Source organism: Streptomyces sp. NPDC036813 (assembly GCF_055609245.1).
In genome coordinates this window covers 134,768-155,494 of the sequence record NZ_JBVJPV010000020.1, presented here as the reverse complement: position 1 = coordinate 155,494, position 20,727 = coordinate 134,768, and the positions used below count along the sequence as shown (strand labels likewise).

Sequence of the window (20,727 nt, the reverse complement as noted above, 5' to 3'; positions counted from 1 at the left end):
GGGGCCCCCCCCGGCCCGGGCGGCCCGGGTGGGGGGCGGGGGGGGGGGGCCCCCCCCCCCCCGGGCCCCCCGCGCCCCCCCCCCCCGGGGGGGGGGGGGCGCGGGCCCCCCCCCGGCCCCCCCCACCGCCGTGTTCAGGGGCCTTACGGGACGCCGTGCGGCGAGCGAGGGGCGTCGGCCGCTGTACGGCGTCCCCGGCGTCGGCGTCGGATGCCGTACTGCGGCGGTCGGCGTCGGCTGCCGTGCTGCGGCGGAGTCGGCTGCCGTGCTGCGGCGGAGTCGGCTGCCGTACTGCCGCGGTGTCGGCGAGTGACGCGCGGCAGATGCGCCTGCCGGACCCCGCGGCCGCTTCCCTGCGCCGTGCCGGACGCCGTACCGGACCCTCTGCCGCGCGGGCCGCCTAGGCCTGCCTGCGGTGGCGGCCGCCGGTCGGCTCCGCGGCGTCCGCGGCTTCCGGGTCGTCGCCACGCTCCGCGGCCAGAGCCGCCGCCTTGCGCTCCTCCTCGGCCTTCTCCTCGGCCTCCATCTCCGCGAACACGTCGATCGGCGCCGGCGCCTTCGCCAGGAAGACCCACGTCAGCCAGACGGCGAGCAGGAACGGCGGGATCTTCAGCGCGACCAGCACCCAGCCGAGCTGCGTGGTGTCGGCCCACCAGTACAACGGGAAGAGGATCGCGCACTTCGCGAGCAGGATCAGGCCCCAGGCCCAGCTGGCCTTGGCGTACGCCTTCTTCCGGCCCGGGTTGCGGGTGCGCCAGGAGAGGTTCTCCTTGAACACCGGGCCGAGGATCAGACCGATCAGCGGGACCCCGGCGAGCGTGGTCACGATGTACGCCAGCGCCAGGCCCAGCGTGTAGAGCATGCCCGGCAGGTAGAAGTCCTTGGCGTTGCCGGTCATCATCGCGAAGACGACACCGAAGGCGACGCCGAAGACACCGCTGAAGGCGTGCTTGACGGTGTCCCTCATCGCGAGCCGCACGACGACCAGCACCAGGGACACGGCCACCGCGGCGATCGCCGACAGATGGAGGTCCTTGTTGATCGTGTAGATCGTGACGAAGAGGAGGCCGGGGACCACCGTCTCGACCATGCCCCGCACTCCGCCGAACGCCTCGAACAGCGCGGCCTCCGTCACCGCCCGGGCGTCGTTGGCAGATGTGTCGTCGGTCGGCTTGTCGAGTGACGTCACCGGCTACTCCCGTCCGAGGGGTCGCAGTTCGTATTTGGGGTTGAACAGCACCCGGCGGCCCCGGCTCATCGAGATCCGGCCCGATGCGATCAGCTTGCGCCCGGGTTCTATCCCGACGATGGAGCGCCGGCCGAGCCACACCACGTCCAGCGCGGCGGTGCCGTCGAACAGCTCCGCTTCCAGAGCCGGGACACCCGCACGCGGACGCAGCGTGACCGTGCGCAAGGTACCAGTAACCGTAACGATCTGACGGTCCTTGCAGTCACCGATCCGGGTACAGCCCGCCGTCGCGGCGTCCTCGCGCAGCTCCTCGGACTCCAGGTCCTCCTGCGACGAGGAGAGCCGGTCGAGCATCCGCCGGAACCGGCCCGCCGGCTTTTCGGAACGAGGAACAGCACTCATATCTGAAGCGTACCGGGGTGCACTGACCGCTACGTAGTCCCCGTGTCGGCCCTCACACACCGTCCCCGGCCGAGGGCGGGTCACGGCCCGCGCTACCGCTCGAACCGGTAGCCCATCCCCGGCTCGGTGATGAAGTGCTTCGGGTGCGAGGGGTCGGCCTCCAGCTTGCGGCGCAGCTGCGCCATGTACACGCGCAGGTAGTTCGTCTCCGTCCCGTACGACGGCCCCCACACCTCCTGCAGGAGCTGCTTCTGGCCGACCAGGCGGCCGCTGTGGCGCACCAGGACCTCCAGCAGATGCCACTCCGTGGGCGTCAGGCGCACGTCCCGGCCGCCGCGGTTGACCTTCTTCGCGGCCAGGTCGACGGTGAACTCGGCCGTCTCCACCGTCACCTCCTCCTCCCCGGCCCCGACGGGCTCGGCGCGGCGCACGGCGGCCCGCAGCCGGGCGAGCAGCTCGTCCATGCCGAAGGGCTTGGTGACGTAGTCGTCGGCGCCGGCGTCCAGCGCCTCCACCTTCTCGTCGGAGGAGTGCCGCGCGGAGAGCACGATGATCGGCACCCGGGTCCAGCCGCGCAGCCCCTTGATCACCTCGACGCCGTCCATGTCCGGCAGGCCCAGGTCGAGCACCACCACATCGGGGTGGTGGGCGGCCGCGAGTTTCAGGGCACCGGCCCCGTCGTGGGCGGCGTCGACCTCGTACTTGCGGGCCTTGAGGTTGATCACGAGGGCGCGCACGATCTGCGGCTCGTCCTCGATCACGAGCACCCGGGTCATGTGGCCTGCCTCTCTGAGGAAACCGACTTCATCGCTCCGTACTGGGCCGGCTCCCGCGAGGGCGGGCCGGCGGCCGCACGGAGGCTCAGGACCATGGTCAGACCGCCGCCGGGCGTGTCCTCGGCGTCGAGGGTGCCGCCCATCGCCTCGGCGAAGCCGCGCGCCACGGCCAGGCCGAGCCCGACGCCGGCGCCGCGCGGTGCGTCGCCGTAGCGCTGGAAGGGGGCGAAGATGCGTTCCTTGGCCTCGTCCGGGACCCCCGGGCCGCGGTCGACGACCCGGACCTCGACCCGGTCGGCCATCGCGCTCGCGGCCACCAGCACGGGCCGCTCGGGCGGGCTGTACTTGACGGCGTTCTCCACGAGGTTGGCCACCGACCGCTCCAGCAGCCCCGCGTCGACGGCGACCATGGGCAGCGTCTCGGGGATGTCCAGCTCGACACTGCCCTCGGGGACACCGCCGAGCGCCATCGGCACCACCTCGTCGACGTCGATCTCGCGGACGATCGGGGTGACCGTGCCGGTCTGCAGCCGGGACATGTCGAGCAGGTTGCCGACCAGGTGGTCGAGCCGGTCGGCGCCCTCCTCGATCGCCTCCAGCAGCTCCGCCTGGTCCTCCTCGGACCACTCGACGTCGTCGGAGCGCAGCGAGGAGACGGACGCCTTGATCCCGGCGAGCGGGGTGCGCAGATCGTGGCTGACGGCGGCGAGCAGCGCGGTGCGGATGCGGTTGCCCTCGGCCAGCTCCTTGGCCTGGTCGGCCTCCTGCTGCAGCCGCCGGTGGTCCAGGACCACGGCGGCCTGCGCGGCGAACGCGGCGAGCACCCGGCGGTCCTCGGCGGGCAGCACCCGCCCGGTCAGCGCCAGGGCCATGTGGTCACCGACCGGCATGTCCACATCGGCGTCCTCCGGTCGCTTCACGGGTCTGCCGAGCCCCGCGCGCCCGGCGCAGGTCCACGGCGCGACGTCGCTCTCGCGCTCCAGCAGGGCCGCCGACTCCATGCCGAAAGTCTCCCGCACCCGCTCCAGCAGCGCCTCGAGGCTGGTCTCGCCGCGCAGCACGTTCCCGGCGAGGAAGGAGAGGATCTCCGACTCGGCGCGCAGCCGGGACGCCTGCTGGGTGCGCCGGGCGGCGAGGTCGACGACGGAGGCCACCGAGACCGCCACCGACACGAAGATCACCAGGGCGAGGATGTTCTTCGGGTCGGCGATCGTGACCCGGTGCACCGGCGGCGTGAAGAACCAGTTCAGCATCATCGACCCGAAGGCCGCCGCGGCCAGCGCCGGCAGCAGCCCGCCGACCAGGGCCGCCGCCACGGTCAGCCCGAGGAACAGCAGCATGTCGTTGGTCAGGCCCAGCGAGGCGTCGATGCCGGTCAGCAGCAGCGTCATCAGCACCGGACCGGCCCCGCCCAGCAGCCAGCCCCACACCACCCGCGAGCGCCCGAGCCGGGCGCCGCGCGCGATGGGCAGCCCGCGGCCCTTGGCGACCTCCTCGTGCGTGACGATGTGCACGTCGAGGTCGGGCCCGGACTCGCGGGCGACCGTGGCGCCGACCCCGGGCCCGAAGACGTACTGCCAGCTCTTGCGGCGCGAGGAGCCGAGCACGATCTGGGTGGCGTTCACCCCGCGGGCGAACGCCAGCAGGGCGGCGGGGACGTCGTCGCCGACGACATGGTGGAACGTGCCGCCCAGGTCCTCGACGAGCGTGCGCTGCACGGCCAGCTCCTTGGGCGAGGCCGCGGTGAGGCCGTCACTGCGGGCGATGTACACCGCGAGCACCTCCCCTCCCGCGCCCTTCTCCGCCAGCCGCGCCGCCCGCCGGATCAGCGTGCGCCCCTCGGGGCCGCCGGTCAGGCCCACCACGATCCGCTCGCGCGAACCCCATATCGCCGACACCCGGTGCTCGCTGCGGTACCGCTGGAGATAGGCGTCCACCCGGTCCGCCACCCACAGCAGCGCCAGCTCTCGCAGCGCGGTCAGGTTGCCGGGCCGGAAGTAGTTCGACAGGGCGGCGTCGACCTCGTCCGGCTGGTAGATGTTGCCGTGCGCCATCCGCCGGCGCAGCGCCTCCGGCGACATGTCCACCAGCTCGATCTGGTCCGCCCGGCGCACCACTTCGTCCGGCACCGTCTCCTGCTGGCGCACCCCCGTGATCGACTCGACCACGTCGCCGAGCGACTCCAGGTGCTGGATGTTGACCGTGGACACCACGTCGATGCCGGCGGCCAGCAACTCCTCGACGTCCTGCCACCGCTTGGCGTTGCGCGAGCCGGGAACGTTGGTGTGGGCCAGCTCGTCCACCAGCGCCACCTGCGGGCGGCGGGACAGCACCGCGCCGACGTCCATCTCGGTGAAGCGCGCGCCCCGGTACTCCAGCTTCCGGCGCGGCACCGTCTCCAGACCGTGCAGCATCCCCTCGGTGCGCGGCCGCCCGTGGTGCTCGACGAACCCCACGACGCAGTCCGTACCGCGCTCGACACGCCGGTGGGCCTCGGACAGCATCGCGTACGTCTTGCCGACGCCGGGTGCCGCTCCCAGGTAGATCCGAAGCTTGCCGCGTGCCATGTAACCCATTGTCTTCCGATGTGACTGCCCCTACGCAGCGTCGACCTTACGACCCACGAGAGCGACAAAAGGTACGTGGGGGCGGGCAGCGGACACCTTTGACGCGACTCTGACGCGCCGGGGGACGGCACGCAAGACGCACGTGAGGCACACCGGACAACGCTCGAGGGGCTCGACGCCGAGCCCCTGCGCTCAGGGACCGGCCCTCAGGCACCGGCGCTCACGGACCGGCTCGCAGGCCCCGACTCTCAGGCACCGGCGTCCGCCTCGACGATCTCGCCGTCTCTCAGCTCCAGGACCCGGTCGGCCAGGTCCAGCAGTGTGGCGTCGTGCGTGGCGACCAGAGCCGTGACGTTCTCACTGTGGACGACCGCGCGCAGCAGCTCCATCACGGCGTGGCCGGTCTCCGCGTCCAGCTGTCCCGTCGGCTCGTCGGCTATGAGGAGCGCCGGCTCGTTGGCCAGGGCGCGGGCGATGGCCACCCGCTGCTGCTGGCCGCCGGACATCTCGCCGGGGCGCTGCGCGGCGTGCTCGCCGAGGCCGACGAGGGACAGCAGCAGTTCCACGCGCTGCTCGCGCTCGCGCGGGTCGGCACGGCGCAGGCGCATCGGCACACCCACGTTCTCGGCGGCGGTGAGGATCGGGATGAGGCCGAATGACTGGAACACGAATCCGATCCGGTCCCGGCGCAACGCGAGCAGGCCCTCCTCCCCCAGATCCGACAGATCACTGCCGTCGACGGTCACCCGGCCACGGTCCGGCTGGTCGAGTCCGCCGACGATGTTGAGCAGCGTCGTCTTGCCGGAGCCCGAGCGGCCCTTGAGGGCGACGAGTTCGCCGCGCGGGATCTCGAAGGACACGCCGCGCAGGGCGTGGACGGCGGCCGCGCCCTCGCCGTAGGACTTGTGCACGTCCGCGACGCGGACCATCGTCTCGGTGACGACCTTGGTCATGTGTGCTCCCCCTGTTCCCCCGTGGACCCGCTGTGTGCGGACCGGGCGTCAGTATCACCAGCGGACGCCCGGTCCCTCAATGCTCTCGCTCCCGTTGCGCGCTCTCACTTCCTCATCGGACGAGACCCCCTCAGCGGTTCACGCCGGATTGTCACCGTGGGTGAGGGTTTCCCAGGCCACGAAGAGGTTGTTGCTGCCGGCCGGGCGGTTGCGCTCGGTCAGGGCCTGGGTGTTGGTCATGGCGACGCCGAGACGGTTGTGGAGCGCGTTGTACCCGACCTCGGTGACCGGCCCCAGTCCGAGCTTGAGCGAACCGCCGCACAGCCAGCTCGGGACGGCCGTGCCCAGTTCGTACCGGGACTGGAAGCCCAGGGCCTGGCGCAGCCGCTCGCCGACGTCTGTGCCGTACAGGTCCTGTCCCTGGATGCGGCTGGTCTCGGCGACGTGGGAGATGGCGGAGATGCCGTAACCGGTGTGCACGAAGTCGCGGCAGGTCTCCTGGGTGAGGCCGGTGACGAAGGTGGACTGGCCCTGCCAGTACTTGACGATCTCGTCGCGGGTGTCGAGGTGCTGGCTCGGGACGGTCTTCGGCAGGTCGCCGTCGGAGGCGAGGTAGACGTAGGCGGCGGTCCGTGTCCGGAAGGTTGCCATGGCCCTGTCGTACGAGGTCCTGTCCTCGAGGAAGACGGAGATCCCGATCGCGGCCTCCATCATGGACAGCTCCCAGTTGCCGTTGGAGTTCGACCCGTTGATCACCTCGGGCAGGTAGACGTTCCGCAGCATGGTGGCGAAGCGGCCGGCGTTCGGCCAGCCGCCCGTGTACGTGTACTTGATGATCTCGGCGGCGCGCGGCCAGGTGGAGCCGGCCCATCCGGTCTGCAGGGGTGCGTTGCTGTTGGTGTGGTCCTGGATCACGCCGGACCAGGCGTCCATCAGCTGGATGGCCTTCTTCGCGTACCGGTCGTCGCGGGTGACATACCAGGCGAGTGCGTCGGTGTAGGCGGCGAGGGCGTCCTCGCGTTCGTCGGTGCAGCCGTAGTTGGGGTTGGAGTACGAGCCGCACTCGACGATCGCGCGGGGTGCCGGGGTGCGGTTCGGATCGGCGTACTTGCTCGCCAGCAGCTGGTCGAAGGCCCCCTTCCATGGCTGTACGCCGGCCAGCACCTGGGTGCGGGCGAAGTCCAGCTGGCTTCGGGAGACGGCGACTCCGGGGTGGGCGAAGGAGGTGGGGGCGGAGTGGGCGGCGGGCGCGGTGAAGGCGCCCAGGAGCAGGGAGGCCACCACTGCGAGCAGTGCGGCACGACGCATAGCGACTCCGTTCTGATATGTGAACGTGGAGCGCCTTTATGAACGCAGGCGTTGGCCGGTGACCATAGGTACGGACCAATGCGCCGTCAAGGGGTCACGTACGCGAAAAGGTCGGCATGCAAAAGGGTCCGGGCGACGAAAGGGCCGCACCCCGTGTGGGGTGCGGCCCTTTCGTCGCTCGATCGAGCGGGTGTCTAGCGGACCTCGGTGATCTCCGGTCCGCGCTGCAGCTGGCCCATGCCACCGGAGAAGCGGGAACCCTCCTCCTGCTGCTGCACGCCCTCGGGCACCATCTGCGCGTCGTTCGGCAGCTTCAGCACGATCGGGTCGCGCGGTGCCATCGGCCCCTCGCCCCGGACCACGACGGTGTCCCTGAAGATCTGCTCCAGCAGGCCGGCGGCCTGCGGCTGCACCGCGCCCTGCCCGGAGATCACACCGCGCAGGAACCAGCGGGGCCCGTCCACACCGACGAACCGCACGACCTGGAAGCCGCCGGTGCCGTCGGGCAGCTGCACCGGCACCTGGGCACGCAGCTCCCAGCCGAGCGGGCCCTCGACCTCGTCGACGATGCCACCCTGCTGAGTGATGCCGGAGCCGATCTCCTCGCGCACCTCGCCCCAGATGCCCTCGCGCTTGGGCGCGGCGAAGGCCTGCAGCTGGATCGCGCTGTCGCGCAGGACGACGGTCGCTGCGACGATCGCGTCGCCCGCGACCTCCACGCGCAGTTCCATGCCGTCGACGCCCGGCACGAACAGCCCGCCGAGGTCCACGCGGCCCTCGGCCGGGTCGCGCACCTCCGAGACGTCCCAGGGCCCGTCGGGCCGCGGCTCCGGCTCGAGCCGTACGCGCTCGCGCTCGCCCTCTTCGTCCGCCTCGGTGTCGACGCTGTCGACGACCTGCTCGGCCTCGCCGGCCGCGTCCTCGGCGGCGCCCTTCTTATTGCGACGTCCGAACACGTCACTGTCCTTCCCGGTCGGATACGACCGAAGCGTATCGATTCCCACCCGTCGGGCCGCCCTCGGCGACCTGACCGCTCGTGCCGCTCTCACCGCCCACCGCGGCATGGCCCCCGGTGGACCCGAAGCCCCCCTCGGCCCGTGCCGAGCCGGGAAGTTCCGCCACCTCCTGGAAGCGGACCCTCTCGACCTGCTGGACGACCAGTTGGGCGATCCGGTCGAAGCGCTCGAACCGCACGGACTCGCGCGGGTCGAGATTCACCACGATCACCTTGATCTCCCCACGGTACCCGGCATCAACCGTCCCCGGGGCATTCACCAGGGCGACACCGCAGCGCGCGGCCAGGCCGGAACGCGGGTGCACGAAGGCCGCGTACCCTTCCGGCAGGGCCACAGACACCCCGGTGGGCAGCACCGCGCGCTCGCCGGGGGCGAGTTCGCAGGCCTCGGTGGTGCGCAGATCGGCCCCCGCGTCCCCGGGGTGCTCATACTCCGGAAGCGGCACCTCCGGATCGATGCGGCGGAGGAGCACCCGCAGCGGCTCGCGGCTCACGGGTTCACCTCGAAGGCGCGGGCCCGGCGCAGCTGGTCCGGGTCGTTCATGGCGGCCAGGATCTCCTCCTGGCGGCCGTGGTCGACGAAGTGGTCGACCTTGACCTCGATGAAGAGGGCGTCGGCGCGCACGGCGACGGGGCCGTCGGGGCCGCCGATGCGACCGGTGGCGGTGGAGTAGATCTTCCGTCCGGCGACGGCCGTGACCTCGGCCTCCAGGAACAGGGTGGTACCGACCGGCACCGGCCGCACGAAGTCGGTCTCCAGCCGCCCGGTGACGGCGATCGTGCGCAGCAGCCAGTTCAGCGAGCCCAGCGTCTCGTCGAGCGCGGTGGCCAGGACGCCGCCGTGGGCGAGGCCGGGCGCACCCTGGTGGGCGGGCTGCACGGTGAACTCCGCGGTGATGCTGACGCCGTCACCGGCGCGGGCCGCGAGGTGCAGCCCGTGCGCCTGTCCGCCGCCGCAACCGAAACACTGTTCGTAGTGCGCGCCGAGGAGCTCACCGGGTGCGGGAGCGTCGGGATGCCGCACGGGTGGCGCGGCGTCGGCCGGGGGCTGAAGAGCTGGGGAAGTACCACTCACAGCCGCAGACCTTACCCGCCCACCCGTACCCCTCGACCAGTCCTGTCCGGCGCCCGGTGACCACCATCGTCGGCGGGGCGGGCTCGTGGGGCGGCGCCTGATTGCGGGGACGTCCGCGGACCATGCCAAGCTTGGCTCCATGCAGCTTTCCGCCACCCCCTACGAAGAACGCCTCACCGCCCCCCGTTCGTGGTGGCTGGTCTCCTTCCTCGTGGGTCTCGCGCTCGCCCTGGTCTTCCTGCCCTTCGGCACGCTGCCGACGCTCGGCGCCCTGGTCGGCGGTACGGCTGTGTCGGCGGTCGTGGCCAGCGCGTACGGCTCGCTGCGCATCCGCGTGGTGAACGGCTTCCTGATCGCCGGCGAGGCGAAGGTCCCCGTGTCGGCGCTGGGCGAGGCGGAGGTCCTGGACGCGGAGGAGGCGCGCGCCTGGCGCACCTACAAGGCGGACACGCGCGCGTTCCTGCTGCTGCGCGCCTACATCCCGAAGGCGCTGAAGGTCGAGGTCACGGACCCGGCCGACCCGACCCCGTACCTGTACCTGTCGACGCGCGAGCCGGAGCGGCTGGCCGAGGCGCTGAAGGCGGCGCGGGAGGCGGCGGCCCAGCAGGGCTCTTAGCCGCCCCAGGGGCCCGGCAGTGGCCCCGGTGGACCCCGGCGGGCCCGGGCCTCAGTTCTCCAGGTCCTTGGTCAGCTCGCCCATCGTCACGGGCTTGTCCGGCTGCTCCAGGGGCGGCAGCTCGTCGAGGGCTTCCCAGGGCACCTGCATCTTGCGCAGGTCGGTGCGGACGCGCCCGGCGAGCCTGCGGGTCTCGCGGCGGTTCATGACCGCGCCGACCGCGGCGCCGACCATGAACGGCATCAGGTTGGGCAGATCGCGCACCAGACGCTTCATGATCTGCTGGCGCAGCTCGCGCTTCATCCGGCCCCCGAGGGCCGCGTCGAACGTCGACGGTTTCATCACGTCGATGCCCCGCTCGCCGGACCATGCACGCAGGTACGCCGTGCTGCGGTCCTTGAGGGAACCGGGCGGTCGCACGCCGTAGACCTCGTGCAGCTCGGCGATGAGCTTCAGCTCGATCGCCGCGACGCCGGTGATCTCGGCGGCCAGCTGGGCCGGCATGGCGGGCGGCACGGGCAGCATCGCCGCGGCGCCCACTCCCGCTCCGACCGTCGCCGTCGACGTGGTGGCGCCGGCCACGAGCTTGTCCGCCAGCTGCTCCGGCCCGAGGCCGGGGAACTGGGCGCGCAGCGTCGCGAGGTCGCGTACGGGCACGCGTGGGGCGAGGTCGATGATCCGGTCGGCGAGATAGCTCAGGCCCGCGCGGGCGCGGTCCTTGCCCTTGCTCGCGCCGGTCCTGGCCAGCTCTGCGGCCTTGGTGCGGGCGGCCGCGGCCCGCCTTTTGGCGACGGGCGTGACACCTCCGGCCCGGTCGCGAGGACCGGTCCGGTCGCCTGCGGCTTCGAGCGAGGCCGACCCTGTTCCTTCCGTCGAGGACGTAAGGGGTGAGCCTCGCTCGTCGTCACGCACGCCGTGGGGGCCTTCCAGCGGCCCCGGGTCCGCTCCCCTGCGGGAGAAGCGGCGCTTCCGAGGAGGGGTCGAGCCAGTCACGGCCGACCCGCCCTCAGTCGCAGTCGCGGCAGATCGGCTGACCGTTCTTCTCGCGGGCCAGCTGGCTGCGGTGGTGCACCAGGAAGCAGCTCATGCAGGTGAACTCGTCCTGCTGCTTGGGCAGCACCCGGACGGCCAGCTCCTCGTTGGAGAGGTCCGCTCCGGGAAGCTCGAGGCCTTCTGCGGCCTCGAACTCGTCGACGTCGACGGACGACGCCGACTTGTCGTTGCGCCGGGCCTTCAACTCCTCAAGGCTGTCGGAATCGACGTCGTCGTCGGTCTTGCGTGGGGTGTCGTAGTCAGTTGCCATGTCGCTCTCCCCCTCTGGGTGTCTGCGGTGTCTCCAGCGCACGTAACGCGTGAGAGGCCGGACTTGTGCCCGCCTCGAGGCGGAGATTTTGCCTCACATCAAGGTCTGTTACTCAATCGACACCCAACCGGACACCTCAAGAGTGATCGGCTTGGATGGCGATCGGGACCGTACACGGTCCGAATGTCGCACTTCAAAGGTGTCCCACCGTGTACTTCCCGTGATCAAGACCCCTGAAAACCCGGATTTTCCGGGCTTTCCGACCGTCTTCATGATCACGCAGAGTAGATGGCCGGAAAATCGCCTTTGTGATCGATCACACATCGAGGGCTTGGACGAGTGCCCGGAAAATTCCGCGCAAAGCGAACATCCTCCGCGTGTGTCGCGAGGGTCTCACACCGGCAGCGTGACCCGCATGACGAGCCCACCCCCCTCGCGGGGCGTCGCCGTGATGTGTCCGCCGTGGGCCCGCGCCACGGACCGCACGATGGACAGGCCGAGGCCGACCCCCTTGTCGCTGCCCGTGCGCTCGGTGCGCAGCCGCCGGAACGGCTCGAAGAGGTTGTCGATCTCGTACGCCGGGACCACCGGACCGGTGTTGGACACCACCAGGACCGCCTGGCCGTGCTGGGTCTGCGTGGTGACCTCCACCCAGCCGCTCTCGGGGACGTTGTACCGGACGGCGTTCTGCACCAGGTTCAGGGCGATCCGCTCCAGCAGGACGCCGTTGCCCTGGACGACCGCCGGCTCGCGCTTGCCGCGCAGCTCCACGCCCTTGTCCTCGGCCTCGCCGCGCACCTGGTCGATGGCCTGCGAGGCGACCTCGGCGAGGTCGACCGGCTTGCGCTCGACGATCTGGTTGTCGCTGCGGGCGAGCAGCAGCAGGCCCTCCACCAGCTGTTCGCTGCGCTCGTTGGTGGCCAGCAGCGTCTTGCCGAGCTGCTGCAGCTCCACCGGGGCGTTCGGGTCGGACAGGTGCACTTCGAGGAGCGTGCGGTTGATCGCCAGCGGTGTGCGCAGCTCGTGCGAGGCGTTGCCGACGAAGCGCTGCTGGGCGGTGAAGGCCCGCTGGAGGCGCTCCAGCATGTCGTCGAAGGTGTCGGCGAGCTCCTTCAGCTCGTCGTCCGGGCCGTCCAGCTCGATCCGGCGGGACAGATCGGATCCGGCCACCGCACGCGCGGTGCGGGTGATCCGGCCCAGCGGCGACAGCACCCGGCCGGCCATCGCGTACCCGAACGCGAATGCGATCACCGCGAGCCCCAGCAGGGCCAGCAGGGAGCGGCTGAGCAGGCTGTCCAAGGCGTGCTGGCGCTGCTCGTTGACGCACGCGTTCATGGCGCTGTTGAAGACGTCGGGTGACGCCTTGTCCGGCAGGTTGCAGACATTGCTGGTGACGCTGCCGCTGGTGATCTTGAACGGCAGCTCGCTGCCCACGTTCAGCGCCTGCGCGGCGAGCAGATAGATGATCGACAGCAGCAGGATGCCGGCGATCAGGAACATGCCGCCGTACAGCAGCGTCAGCCGTATCCGGATGGTCGGACGCAGCCACGGGAACAGTGGCTGCGGCCGTCGGGGATCCCAGGTGGGCTTCGGTGGCGCCTGGGGAGGCGCGGGGGTGGCCGTCATGTCGATCAGATCCGGTAACCCGAACCGGGCACGGTGACGATCACGGGCGGCTCGCCGAGCTTGCGGCGCAGCGTCATCACCGTCACGCGCACCACGTTGGTGAACGGGTCGGTGTTCTCGTCCCAGGCCTTCTCCAGCAGCTGCTCGGCGGAGACCACGGCGCCCTCGCTGCGCATCAGCACCTCCAGGACGGCGAACTCCTTGGGCGCGAGCTGCACCTCACGGCCGTCCCGGAAGACCTCACGGCGGTTGGGGTCGAGCTTGATGCCGGCCCGCTCCAGGACCGGCGGCAGCGGCACGCTGGTGCGCCGGCCGAGCGCACGCACGCGTGCGATCAGCTCGCTGAACGCGAACGGCTTGGGCAGATAGTCGTCGGCGCCGATCTCCAGGCCCTCCACGCGGTCACTGACGTCGCCGGAGGCGGTGAGCATCAGCACGCGCGTGGGCATGCCCAGCTCGACGATCTTGCGGCAGACGTCGTCGCCGTGCACGAGCGGGAGGTCGCGGTCGAGGACGACCACGTCGTAGTCGTTGACGCCGATGCGTTCCAGAGCGGCCGCACCGTCGTACACGACGTCGACCGCCATGGCCTCCCGGCGCAGTCCGGTGGCCACCGCATCGGCGAGCAGCTGCTCGTCCTCGACGACGAGTACGCGCACGTCGCTTGTCCTTCCTCAAAGCCGCCGGGCACGCCGCATCGGCGCACACAGGCGGAATCCGTACCGGGGTCTACGCCTCCATCCTGCCGCGTTAGCCCATAAACCGGTTGTAAGGCGCCGGCCGGCCCCTACGGGAAGCGCCCCCCGGGCGGCAGCCGAGTGGGGCCGGGAGTGCGCGCTGGTACGGGGCCCGGACGCGGCGGTGCGGGGCTGGGCCTCGGCTGGGCGGGGCCGGGGTCTGCTGGGGAGGCTGGGCGCCGGGGGCGGGCTTCGGTTGGGGCGGACTTCGGCTGGGCGGGCTGGGCTCCGGCGAGGCCGGGCTTCGGCCGGGCGGGGGCGGGATCCGTGCAGCGGGAGAGAGGCCGAGGCAGGCGCCCCGTGGGGGCGGCGGGGCAGGAGCGGGCTCCGGCCTAGCGGGAGGGAGACCGGGCTCCAGCGCCGAGCAGGACGGCGCTGCGGCAGGCCGGGAGCGGGCACCGGGCGAGCAGGAGGGGCACCGGGCGGGACGGACCCGGGTCAGGCGGGGCCACCGCCGCGCGAGCGGGCCCGGGTCGGGTTCCGGAGGCGAGGGCATCCGCGCCCGGCCGCCCGACGAAGCCTGGCCGCGGCCGTCCGACGGAACGCATGGCCCCGGCCGCCCGTGCGGGGTGCCTGCCTCGGCCGCCCGAGGGAGTCACCCCCGGCCTCTGCCCCCCGCGGATCCCCCGTCGCGGCCCGGTACGGCCCCTCTCGCACCGGCCGCCGCACGAGGCGGCACCGCATGGGCGGCGGCCCGAGGGGAGTCACCACCGGCCCCTGCCGCCCCCTCGGATCCCCCGTCGCGGCCCGGCACGACCCCTCTCGCACCGGCCGCCGCACGAGGCGGCGCCGCGTGGGTTCGTGCGGGACCGGTGACCGCGGGTCCGGTCGCCCACCGAGCGTGCGCGTCCGGGACCGGTGACCGCCCGGTCGGTCTCGTACCGGACGCGCGGTCACCCGTCACTCCCCCCTCCCGTCCTGACTCCCCGCCCCCAACTCACCCTCGCTCCCCACCAGTAGGGTTCCGGCCACCGCCGGAGGCATATGCGGCCACATGCGGCCGCGGGAAGATTTATCGGCTCGGCGAGGTTTCCCCGGATGTCCGCAGGGGGAGGACGGCTTTACACCCCGCGATCACGCTCTGCTTGTGCCGCAGCACCATGCGGCATGACAGGCCGCTTCCGCAGAGCGGGCGTGGGTGTCCGGCACCGTCGCCGCCCAGCAGGGCAGCGCTGGGCACCTACGGAGACGTGATCGCCCCTTCCCAACCGGCACACCCCCGTGCCACCGACCCACGACCCAGGACGAGGGGGCGCAGCATGGACGCTTTCACCGCAGGACTTCTGCAGCGCATAAGGGCGACCGAGTCCGACCTGACGCGGGCTCGTGACGAGGGCGACGACTTCCTCGTCGACGTGGAGCAGGGCGAGCTCGACGACCTGCGCCGCCTGGCCGCCGAACATGGCGTGGAAGTCGGCCTGTCCGGCGTCTGACCAGCCCGTAGCACGACCCCCCAGCAGGACCCGGTGAATCCAGCACCGGGTCCTGTTGCTTGTGCGGCCCGGCCCGTGCGTCAGTCGTGCCAGGCGCCGAAGTCCTCCAGGAGCCGCTGGAGGGGCTGGAAGACGGCGGGTGTGGCAGCGATCGTCAGGTCCCCCGAGAGGGCCTCTCCGGGCCGTCCACCGGTCACCGCGCCCGCTTCCCGGGCGATCAGATCACCGGCGCGGAAGTCCCACGGGTGCAGACCCCGCTCGTAGTAGCCGTCGAGACGGCCCGCGGCGACGTCGCACAGGTCGATCGCGGCGGAGCCGCCGCGGCGGATGTCGCGCACGAGCGGGACCAGCCGCCGGACGACCTCGGCCTGGTGGTCGCGGACATCGGCCACGTAGTTGAAACCCGTGGAGACCAGGGCCCGCTCCAGCGGCGCCGCCGCACGGCAGGTCAGCCGCCGCTCGCCGTCCCAGGAGCCGGTGGCCCACGCCCCGCCGCCGCGCACCGCGTGGTACGTCTCCCCGCGCATCGGGGCGGCGACGACGCCGACGACCGTCTCGCCGTCCTGCTCCGCGGCGATGGAGATCGCCCACGTCGGCAGGCCGTACAGGTAGTTCACCGTGCCGTCGAGCGGGTCGATCACCCAGCGGATGCCGGAGGTGCCCTCGGTGGTGCCACCCTCCTCGCCGAGGAAGGCGTCCTCGGGGCGCCGCTCGGAGATCAGCCCGGTGATCAGCTTCTCCGCGGCGATGTCCATCTCGGTGACGACGTCGACGTCGCTCGACTTGGTCGCGGCGACCGAGAGGTCGGCGGGCCGGCCGTCACGCAGCAGGGTGCCGGCCCGGTGGGCGGCCTCCCGGGCGAGCCTGAGCAGCTCCACGTGCAGGGGGTCGTTCACGGCTCTCCTCACGCGTAGGGGCTGTCGGCGCCCGCGGCAGCGGGACGCGGGGCACGGGCCGGGCAGCAGCCCACCGGGCACAGCTGGTGGCTCGGGCCCAGAGCGCCCAGCGCGCACGGCGTGACCTCCTGGCCGCGCTCGAGTCCGGCACGCTCCAGGACGAGATCGCGGACCGCGGCGGCGAACCGCGGGTCGGCGCCCACGGTGGCCGAGCGGCGCACCGGCAGGCCCAGCTCCTCCGCCTTGGCCTTGGCCTCCGTGTCGAGGTCGTACAGGACCTCCATGTGGTCGGAGACGAAGCCGATGGGCGCCATGACGACCGCGGGGACCCCGGCGGCCTTGCGCTCCTCGAGGTGGTCGCAGATGTCGGGCTCCAGCCACGGGATGTGCGGGGCGCCGGAGCGGGACTGGTAGACGAGCTGCCAGGGCAGGTCGAGGCCGGTGCGCTCGCGGACCGCGTCGGCGATCAGACGCGCCACGTCCAGGTGCTGCTCGACGTAGGCGCCACCGTCGCCGTGGTCCTGCGCCGGTCCCGAGGTGTCGGCGGCCGCGGTCGGGATGGAGTGAGTGGTGAAGGCGAGGTGGGCGCCGGCGCGGACGTCCTCGGGGAGGTCGGCGAGGGACTCCAGCACACCGTCGATCATGGGCTCGACGAACCCGGGGTGGTTGAAGTAGTGCCGCAGCTTGTCGATCTTCGGCAGTTCGAGGCCCTCCGCCTCGAGGGTCGCCAGGGCGTCGGCGAGGTTCTCGCGGTACTGCCGGCAGCCCGAGTACGAGGCGTAGGCGCTGGTGGCCAGGACGAGGATGCGGCGGTGGCCGTCGCGCACCATCTCGCGCAGGGTGTCCGTGAGGTACGGCGCCCAGTTGCGGTTGCCCCAGTAGACCGGCAGGTCCAGGCCGTGCTCGGCGAAGTCCTTGCGCAGGGCCTCCAGCAGGGCCCGGTTCTGGTCGTTGATCGGGCTGACCCCGCCGAACAGGAAGTAGTGCTGCCCGACCTCCTTGAGGCGTTCGGTCGGGATACCGCGGCCGCGCGTCACGTTCTCCAGGAACGGAACCACGTCGTCCGGGCCCTCGGGGCCGCCGAACGAGAGCAGGAGCAGGGCGTCGTAGGGGCTGGCATCGAGCACGTCTGGCATGGGTCGATCCTGCCACCCGTCACCGACAGCGGGGAAACGACGGGTGACCGGTGCGGCGCCGGCGCGGCCGGCCTCGCTTTCGGCGGCCCGGTTACTCGAGTGCGTTAGGGCGCCCTAACTCGTAAGCTGTAGCGGCTGCCCTCGCACCTTACGGAGGCGCCACCCACTCACACGGCCCTCCCCTGGCCGTACCGGACCCCCGGAGACCACGTGCCCAGCCCCTACCGCGCCCTGTTCGCCGCCCCCGGCTCCAAGGGTTTCTCCGCCGCGGGCTTCCTCGGCCGCATGCCGCTGTCGATGATGGGCATCGGCGTCGTCACGATGATCTCGCAGCTCACCGGGCGCTACGGCCTCGCGGGCGGGCTGTCGGCGACGATCGCGCTGGCGGCCGCGGTGCTGGGTCCGCAGATCTCACGGCTGGTCGACCAGTACGGACAGCGCAGGGTGCTGCGCCCGGCGACGCTGGTCACGCTCGTCGCCGCGGCCGGGCTGCTGCTGACCGCCCACTTCCACTGGCCGGAGTGGCTGCTGTTCGTGTGCGCGGTCGGCATCGGCACCGTGCCGAGCCTCGGCGCGATGATCCGGGCCCGCTGGGCCGAGCTGTACCGCGGCACCGAGAAGCTGCACACCGCGTACTCCTTCGAGTCCGTGGTGGACGAGGTGTGCTTCATCTTCGGGCCGATCATCTCCATCGGCCTGTCCACGGCCTGGTTCCCGGAGGCGGGGCCGCTGCTCGCCGCGTGCTTCCTCGCCGTCGGCGTCTTCTGGCTGACCGCTCAGCGGGCGACCGAGCCCGCGCCGCACCCGCGCGAGCAGCACGGTGGCGGTTCGGCGCTGCGCGCGAAGGGGCTCCAGGTACTGGTCGCGACCTTCGTGGCCACCGGCACGATCTTCGGCTCGGTCGACGTCGTCACGGTGGCCTTCGCCGACGAGCAGGGGCACAAGAGCGCGGCAAGTGTCGTCCTGGCGCTGTACGCGGCCGGCTCGTGCGTCGCCGGGATCGTGTTCGGTCTGCTCCGCTTCACCGGGTCGCCGGCCCGCCGCTGGCTGCTGGGCGTGTGCGCCATGGGCGTGAGTATGATCCCCCTCCTACTGGTCGGGAACCTGCCGTTTCTGGCCGCGGCGCTCTTCCTTGCGGGCCTGTCCATCGCTCCGACGATGATCACGACGATGGCCCTCATCGAGGAGCACGTACCACGCGCGCACCTGACCGAGGGCATGACCTGGGTGAGCACCGGGCTCGCGGTCGGGGTCGCGCTCGGCTCCTCGGTGGCCGGCTGGGTGATCGACTCGGCCGGCGCGCGTGCCGGGTACGGGGTTCCGGCGGTGTCCGGAGCGGTCGCGGTGGCGGTCGGTTTCCTCGGGTACCGCCGGCTCAGCAGGCCGGTTCCGCGTCGGGGAGGCACCGTTGAGCAGCACAGCGAGCGGGAAGAACGGCACGTGGCGTAACTGGGGCGGCAATGTCTCGGCCCGCCCCGCGCGGGAGGTCACGCCCGCCTCCGTCGACGAGCTGGCCGCCGCGGTGCGGCAAGCCGGCGAGGACGGTCTGACGGTGAAGGCCGTCGGTACGGGACACTCCTTCACCTCGATCGCTGCGACCGACGGCGTCTTGATACGCCCTCAACTGTTGACCGGTATACGCACCATCGACCGTGAGGCCGGGACCGTCACGGTGGAGGCCGGCACCCCGCTCAAGAGACTCAACATGGCTCTGGCACGCGAGGGTCTGTCCCTCACCAACATGGGCGACATCATGGAGCAGACCGTCTCCGGCGCCACCAGCACCGGCACGCACGGCACGGGCCGCGACTCCGCCTCGATCGCCGCGCAGATCAAGGGCCTGGAGCTGGTGACGGCCGACGGTTCGGTGCTCACCTGCTCCGAGGAGGAGAACCCGGAGGTCTTCGCCGCCGCCCGGATCGGTCTCGGCGCCCTCGGCGTCGTCACCGCGATCACCTTCGCGGTCGAGCCGGTCTTCCTGCTCACCGCGCGCGAGGAGCCGATGCCGCTGGAGCGCGTGCTCGCCGACTTCGACGAACTGTGGGCCGAGAACGAGCACTTCGAGTTCTACTGGTTCCCGCACACCGGCAGCACCAACACCAAGCGCAACAACCGCAGCGCGGGCCCGGCCCGGCCGGTGAGCCCCGTCAAGGGCTGGATCGAGGACGAGTTCCTCTCCAACGGCGTGTTCCAGGTGGCCAACTGGGTGGGCCGGGCGGCGCCCGCAGCGATCCCGGCGATCGCGCAGATCTCCAGCAAGGCCCTGTCCGCGCGGACCTACACCGACATCCCCTACAAGGTCTTCACCTCGCCGCGCCGAGTGCGGTTCGTGGAGATGGAGTACGCCGTTCCGCGTGCGGCCCTGACCGGGACGCTGCGCGAGCTGAAGGCCATGGTGGACCGTTCGGGCCTGCGCGTCAGCTTCCCCGTCGAGGTGCGCACCGCCCCGGCCGACGACATCACCCTCTCCACGGCCTCCGGTCGCGACAGCGCGTACATCGCCGTGCACATGTTCCGGGGCACGCCCTACCAGCGGTACTTCACGGAGGCCGAGCGGATCTTCACCGCGCACGAGGGCCGGCCGCACTGGGGCAAGGTGCACACCCGGGACGCCGCGTACTTCGCCCAGGTGTACCCGCGCTTCGGCGAGTTCACGGCGCTGCGGGACCGGTTGGATCCGGAGCGGCGCTTCCAGAACGACTATCTGCGCCGGGTGCTGGGGGCGTAGCAGTCGAGGGCGCGCCGGGCGTGCCGCTGCCGCCGGTCGAGCCGTCCTCGGTGGCGCCGCCGCTCGGGGCCGGCGTCGGCGTCGCGCTGGGGGTCACGCCCGGTGACGTACCACCGGAAGCGGAGGGCGTCTCGCTCGGCGCGGTGCCGCCGTCCGCCGACGGCGTCCCCGAGGGCGAGCGGTCGCCGTCGTCCCCCGGGTCGGAGGAGGGGGACCGCGTGGCGGGCGAGGAGGCGTTCGGGCCGGTGAACGCGTGACTGACGGTCGTACCCTTGCCGCCGCTGAAGCTGCTGCCGGAGACGAGTTCGAAGGCGGTGACGCCGGCCATGGTCACGCCGAAGACCACCGCGGCCGCGACCAGCGGCCGTCGCCAGCTCTTGACCCGGGCCCGGTAGACCGTGCCGTGGGTGTACACGCCGGGCGCGGGCGGCCGGGTCTGCTCCTTCGTGCGGCCCGGCACCGTGACTGTGCGCAACTGCTCGCCGGTCTGTTTGAAGAAGTGCTGGAAGACCGTGCCGCCGCAGGTGGCGATGATGCTGACCACACCGGCGCCGAGGATCGTGCCGTAGACGCCGAAGGAGGAGGCGAGTTTGGCCGCCACCACGGCGGCCACGGCGCTGCCCGCCACCTGAGGGAGACTCAGGTCGATGCGCTTCTTGTCCTGCCCCTGCGTCACCTGTCCGTTCCCTCTCATTCCCGTACGTGATCGACTTTTCCTACTTGATCAACCAACTGCACGAGAAAGGGACGTACGGACGAAACCAATAGTTCCGTTTCTGCTGATTGCGTGAAGTACGCCACGTTCAAGATCGCGAAAACCGGTTACACGCGACCAAGTCCCACCTCTTGCCAGAAGTTGAGCGGCGCGCCAATCCACGCACGTGGCCCGAATGGAGTACTGTTGCGAGCCCTGGGCCCGGTCTCCCGCCAGGATGTCCGGGGCCTTGCTGGACCGCCGGGAGGGGGG

Annotated in this window: 20 protein-coding genes; 4 read left to right on the top strand and 16 right to left on the bottom strand. The window is 71.8% G+C overall.

From position 1 onward, the window contains the following. Positions 1 to 400: 400 nt before the first annotated feature. The 9 genes from ACZ67Q_RS33710 to ACZ67Q_RS33670 all read right to left on the bottom strand — a co-directional run bounded on the left by ACZ67Q_RS33710 (position 401) and on the right by ACZ67Q_RS33670 (position 9,285). A complete protein-coding gene (locus ACZ67Q_RS33710) occupies positions 401 to 1,189 on the bottom strand; it encodes a DUF3159 domain-containing protein (protein ID WP_471189950.1) in 789 nt (262 codons plus the stop codon). A gap of 3 nt (positions 1,190 to 1,192) precedes the next feature. Continuing rightward, on the bottom strand, positions 1,193 to 1,591 hold the full coding sequence (locus tag ACZ67Q_RS33705) for an OB-fold nucleic acid binding domain-containing protein (protein WP_361624901.1): 399 nt from the start codon (positions 1,589 to 1,591) through the stop codon (positions 1,193 to 1,195). 92 nt (positions 1,592 to 1,683) lie between these two features. Continuing rightward, positions 1,684 to 2,367 carry a response regulator gene (locus tag ACZ67Q_RS33700; protein WP_471189948.1) on the bottom strand — a complete coding sequence of 228 codons (684 nt, stop codon included), beginning with the start codon at positions 2,365 to 2,367 and terminating at the stop codon, positions 1,684 to 1,686. Then, entirely contained in the window at positions 2,364 to 4,934 is a 2,571-nt protein-coding gene (locus ACZ67Q_RS33695; RefSeq protein ID WP_471189946.1) for a DUF4118 domain-containing protein, read from the bottom strand. The genes ACZ67Q_RS33700 and ACZ67Q_RS33695 overlap by 4 nt, the downstream gene beginning before the upstream one ends. Before the next feature lie 248 nt (positions 4,935 to 5,182). Further along, positions 5,183 to 5,887 (bottom strand): ABC transporter ATP-binding protein, encoded by a 705-nt coding sequence (locus tag ACZ67Q_RS33690; protein WP_471189944.1) that lies wholly within the window; start codon positions 5,885 to 5,887, stop codon positions 5,183 to 5,185. 138 nt (positions 5,888 to 6,025) lie between these two features. Then, positions 6,026 to 7,195 carry an alginate lyase family protein gene (locus tag ACZ67Q_RS33685; RefSeq protein ID WP_471189942.1) on the bottom strand — a complete coding sequence of 390 codons (1,170 nt, stop codon included), beginning with the start codon at positions 7,193 to 7,195 and terminating at the stop codon, positions 6,026 to 6,028. 194 nt (positions 7,196 to 7,389) lie between these two features. Continuing rightward, positions 7,390 to 8,151: a DUF3710 domain-containing protein gene (locus tag ACZ67Q_RS33680; RefSeq protein WP_361624916.1), complete on the bottom strand. Its 762-nt coding sequence runs from the start codon at positions 8,149 to 8,151 to the stop codon at positions 7,390 to 7,392. A gap of 1 nt (position 8,152) precedes the next feature. Continuing rightward, a complete protein-coding gene (gene dut, locus ACZ67Q_RS33675; protein ID WP_471189940.1) occupies positions 8,153 to 8,704 on the bottom strand; it encodes a dUTP diphosphatase in 552 nt (183 codons plus the stop codon). Next, positions 8,701 to 9,285, bottom strand: a complete 585-nt coding sequence (locus ACZ67Q_RS33670) for a PaaI family thioesterase (RefSeq protein WP_471189938.1) — start codon at positions 9,283 to 9,285, stop codon at positions 8,701 to 8,703. Before ACZ67Q_RS33670 ends, dut begins: the two co-directional genes overlap by 4 nt. A gap of 139 nt (positions 9,286 to 9,424) precedes the next feature. Here ACZ67Q_RS33670 and ACZ67Q_RS33665 point away from each other — a divergent pair, with 139 nt between their 5' ends. After that, positions 9,425 to 9,901 (top strand): DUF3093 domain-containing protein, encoded by a 477-nt coding sequence (locus ACZ67Q_RS33665; RefSeq protein WP_471189936.1) that lies wholly within the window; start codon positions 9,425 to 9,427, stop codon positions 9,899 to 9,901. Positions 9,902 to 9,952: 51 nt separating this feature from the next. On the opposite strand, the gene ACZ67Q_RS33660 is transcribed toward ACZ67Q_RS33665, so the two are convergent. The 4 genes from ACZ67Q_RS33660 to ACZ67Q_RS33645 all read right to left on the bottom strand — a co-directional run bounded on the left by ACZ67Q_RS33660 (position 9,953) and on the right by ACZ67Q_RS33645 (position 13,489). Further along, positions 9,953 to 10,894: a hypothetical protein gene (locus tag ACZ67Q_RS33660; RefSeq protein ID WP_471189934.1), complete on the bottom strand. Its 942-nt coding sequence runs from the start codon at positions 10,892 to 10,894 to the stop codon at positions 9,953 to 9,955. A 13-nt stretch (positions 10,895 to 10,907) separates the two neighbouring features. Then, positions 10,908 to 11,204 (bottom strand): DUF4193 domain-containing protein, encoded by a 297-nt coding sequence (locus tag ACZ67Q_RS33655; RefSeq protein ID WP_043504706.1) that lies wholly within the window; start codon positions 11,202 to 11,204, stop codon positions 10,908 to 10,910. Between the two features lie 393 nt (positions 11,205 to 11,597). Beyond that, positions 11,598 to 12,830, bottom strand: coding sequence for a sensor histidine kinase (locus ACZ67Q_RS33650; RefSeq protein ID WP_471189932.1), 1,233 nt, complete (start codon positions 12,828 to 12,830; stop codon positions 11,598 to 11,600). A gap of 5 nt (positions 12,831 to 12,835) precedes the next feature. Then, entirely contained in the window at positions 12,836 to 13,489 is a 654-nt protein-coding gene (locus tag ACZ67Q_RS33645; protein ID WP_010353034.1) for a response regulator transcription factor, read from the bottom strand. Between the two features lie 1,337 nt (positions 13,490 to 14,826). Between ACZ67Q_RS33645 and ACZ67Q_RS33640 the strand changes: the two genes are divergently transcribed. Beyond that, on the top strand, positions 14,827 to 15,000 hold the full coding sequence (locus ACZ67Q_RS33640; protein ID WP_363266201.1) for a hypothetical protein: 174 nt from the start codon (positions 14,827 to 14,829) through the stop codon (positions 14,998 to 15,000). Positions 15,001 to 15,080: 80 nt separating this feature from the next. Here ACZ67Q_RS33640 and ACZ67Q_RS33635 read toward each other — a convergent pair whose 3' ends face one another. Together ACZ67Q_RS33635 and ACZ67Q_RS33630 are read right to left on the bottom strand one after the other, a co-directional pair. After that, complete coding sequence (locus ACZ67Q_RS33635; RefSeq protein WP_471189929.1) at positions 15,081 to 15,896, bottom strand: inositol monophosphatase family protein; 816 nt, start codon at positions 15,894 to 15,896, stop codon at positions 15,081 to 15,083. 8 nt (positions 15,897 to 15,904) lie between these two features. Then, positions 15,905 to 17,032, bottom strand: a complete 1,128-nt coding sequence (locus ACZ67Q_RS33630; protein ID WP_471189927.1) for a ferrochelatase — start codon at positions 17,030 to 17,032, stop codon at positions 15,905 to 15,907. 210 nt (positions 17,033 to 17,242) lie between these two features. On the opposite strand from ACZ67Q_RS33630, the gene ACZ67Q_RS33625 reads away from it, so the two are divergent. Together ACZ67Q_RS33625 and ACZ67Q_RS33620 are read left to right on the top strand one after the other, a co-directional pair. Beyond that, the gene (locus tag ACZ67Q_RS33625) at positions 17,243 to 18,481 is read left to right on the top strand and encodes an MFS transporter (RefSeq protein ID WP_471189925.1); all 1,239 of its coding nucleotides are present in this window, start codon (positions 17,243 to 17,245) and stop codon (positions 18,479 to 18,481) included. After that, complete coding sequence (locus ACZ67Q_RS33620; protein ID WP_471189923.1) at positions 18,441 to 19,760, top strand: D-arabinono-1,4-lactone oxidase; 1,320 nt, start codon at positions 18,441 to 18,443, stop codon at positions 19,758 to 19,760. Before ACZ67Q_RS33625 ends, ACZ67Q_RS33620 begins: the two co-directional genes overlap by 41 nt. On the opposite strand, the gene ACZ67Q_RS33615 is transcribed toward ACZ67Q_RS33620, so the two are convergent. Beyond that, a complete protein-coding gene (locus ACZ67Q_RS33615) occupies positions 19,684 to 20,454 on the bottom strand; it encodes a hypothetical protein (RefSeq protein WP_471189921.1) in 771 nt (256 codons plus the stop codon). The two genes, ACZ67Q_RS33620 and ACZ67Q_RS33615, sit on opposite strands and share 77 nt — an antisense overlap. Between the last annotated feature and the right edge of the window lie 273 nt (positions 20,455 to 20,727).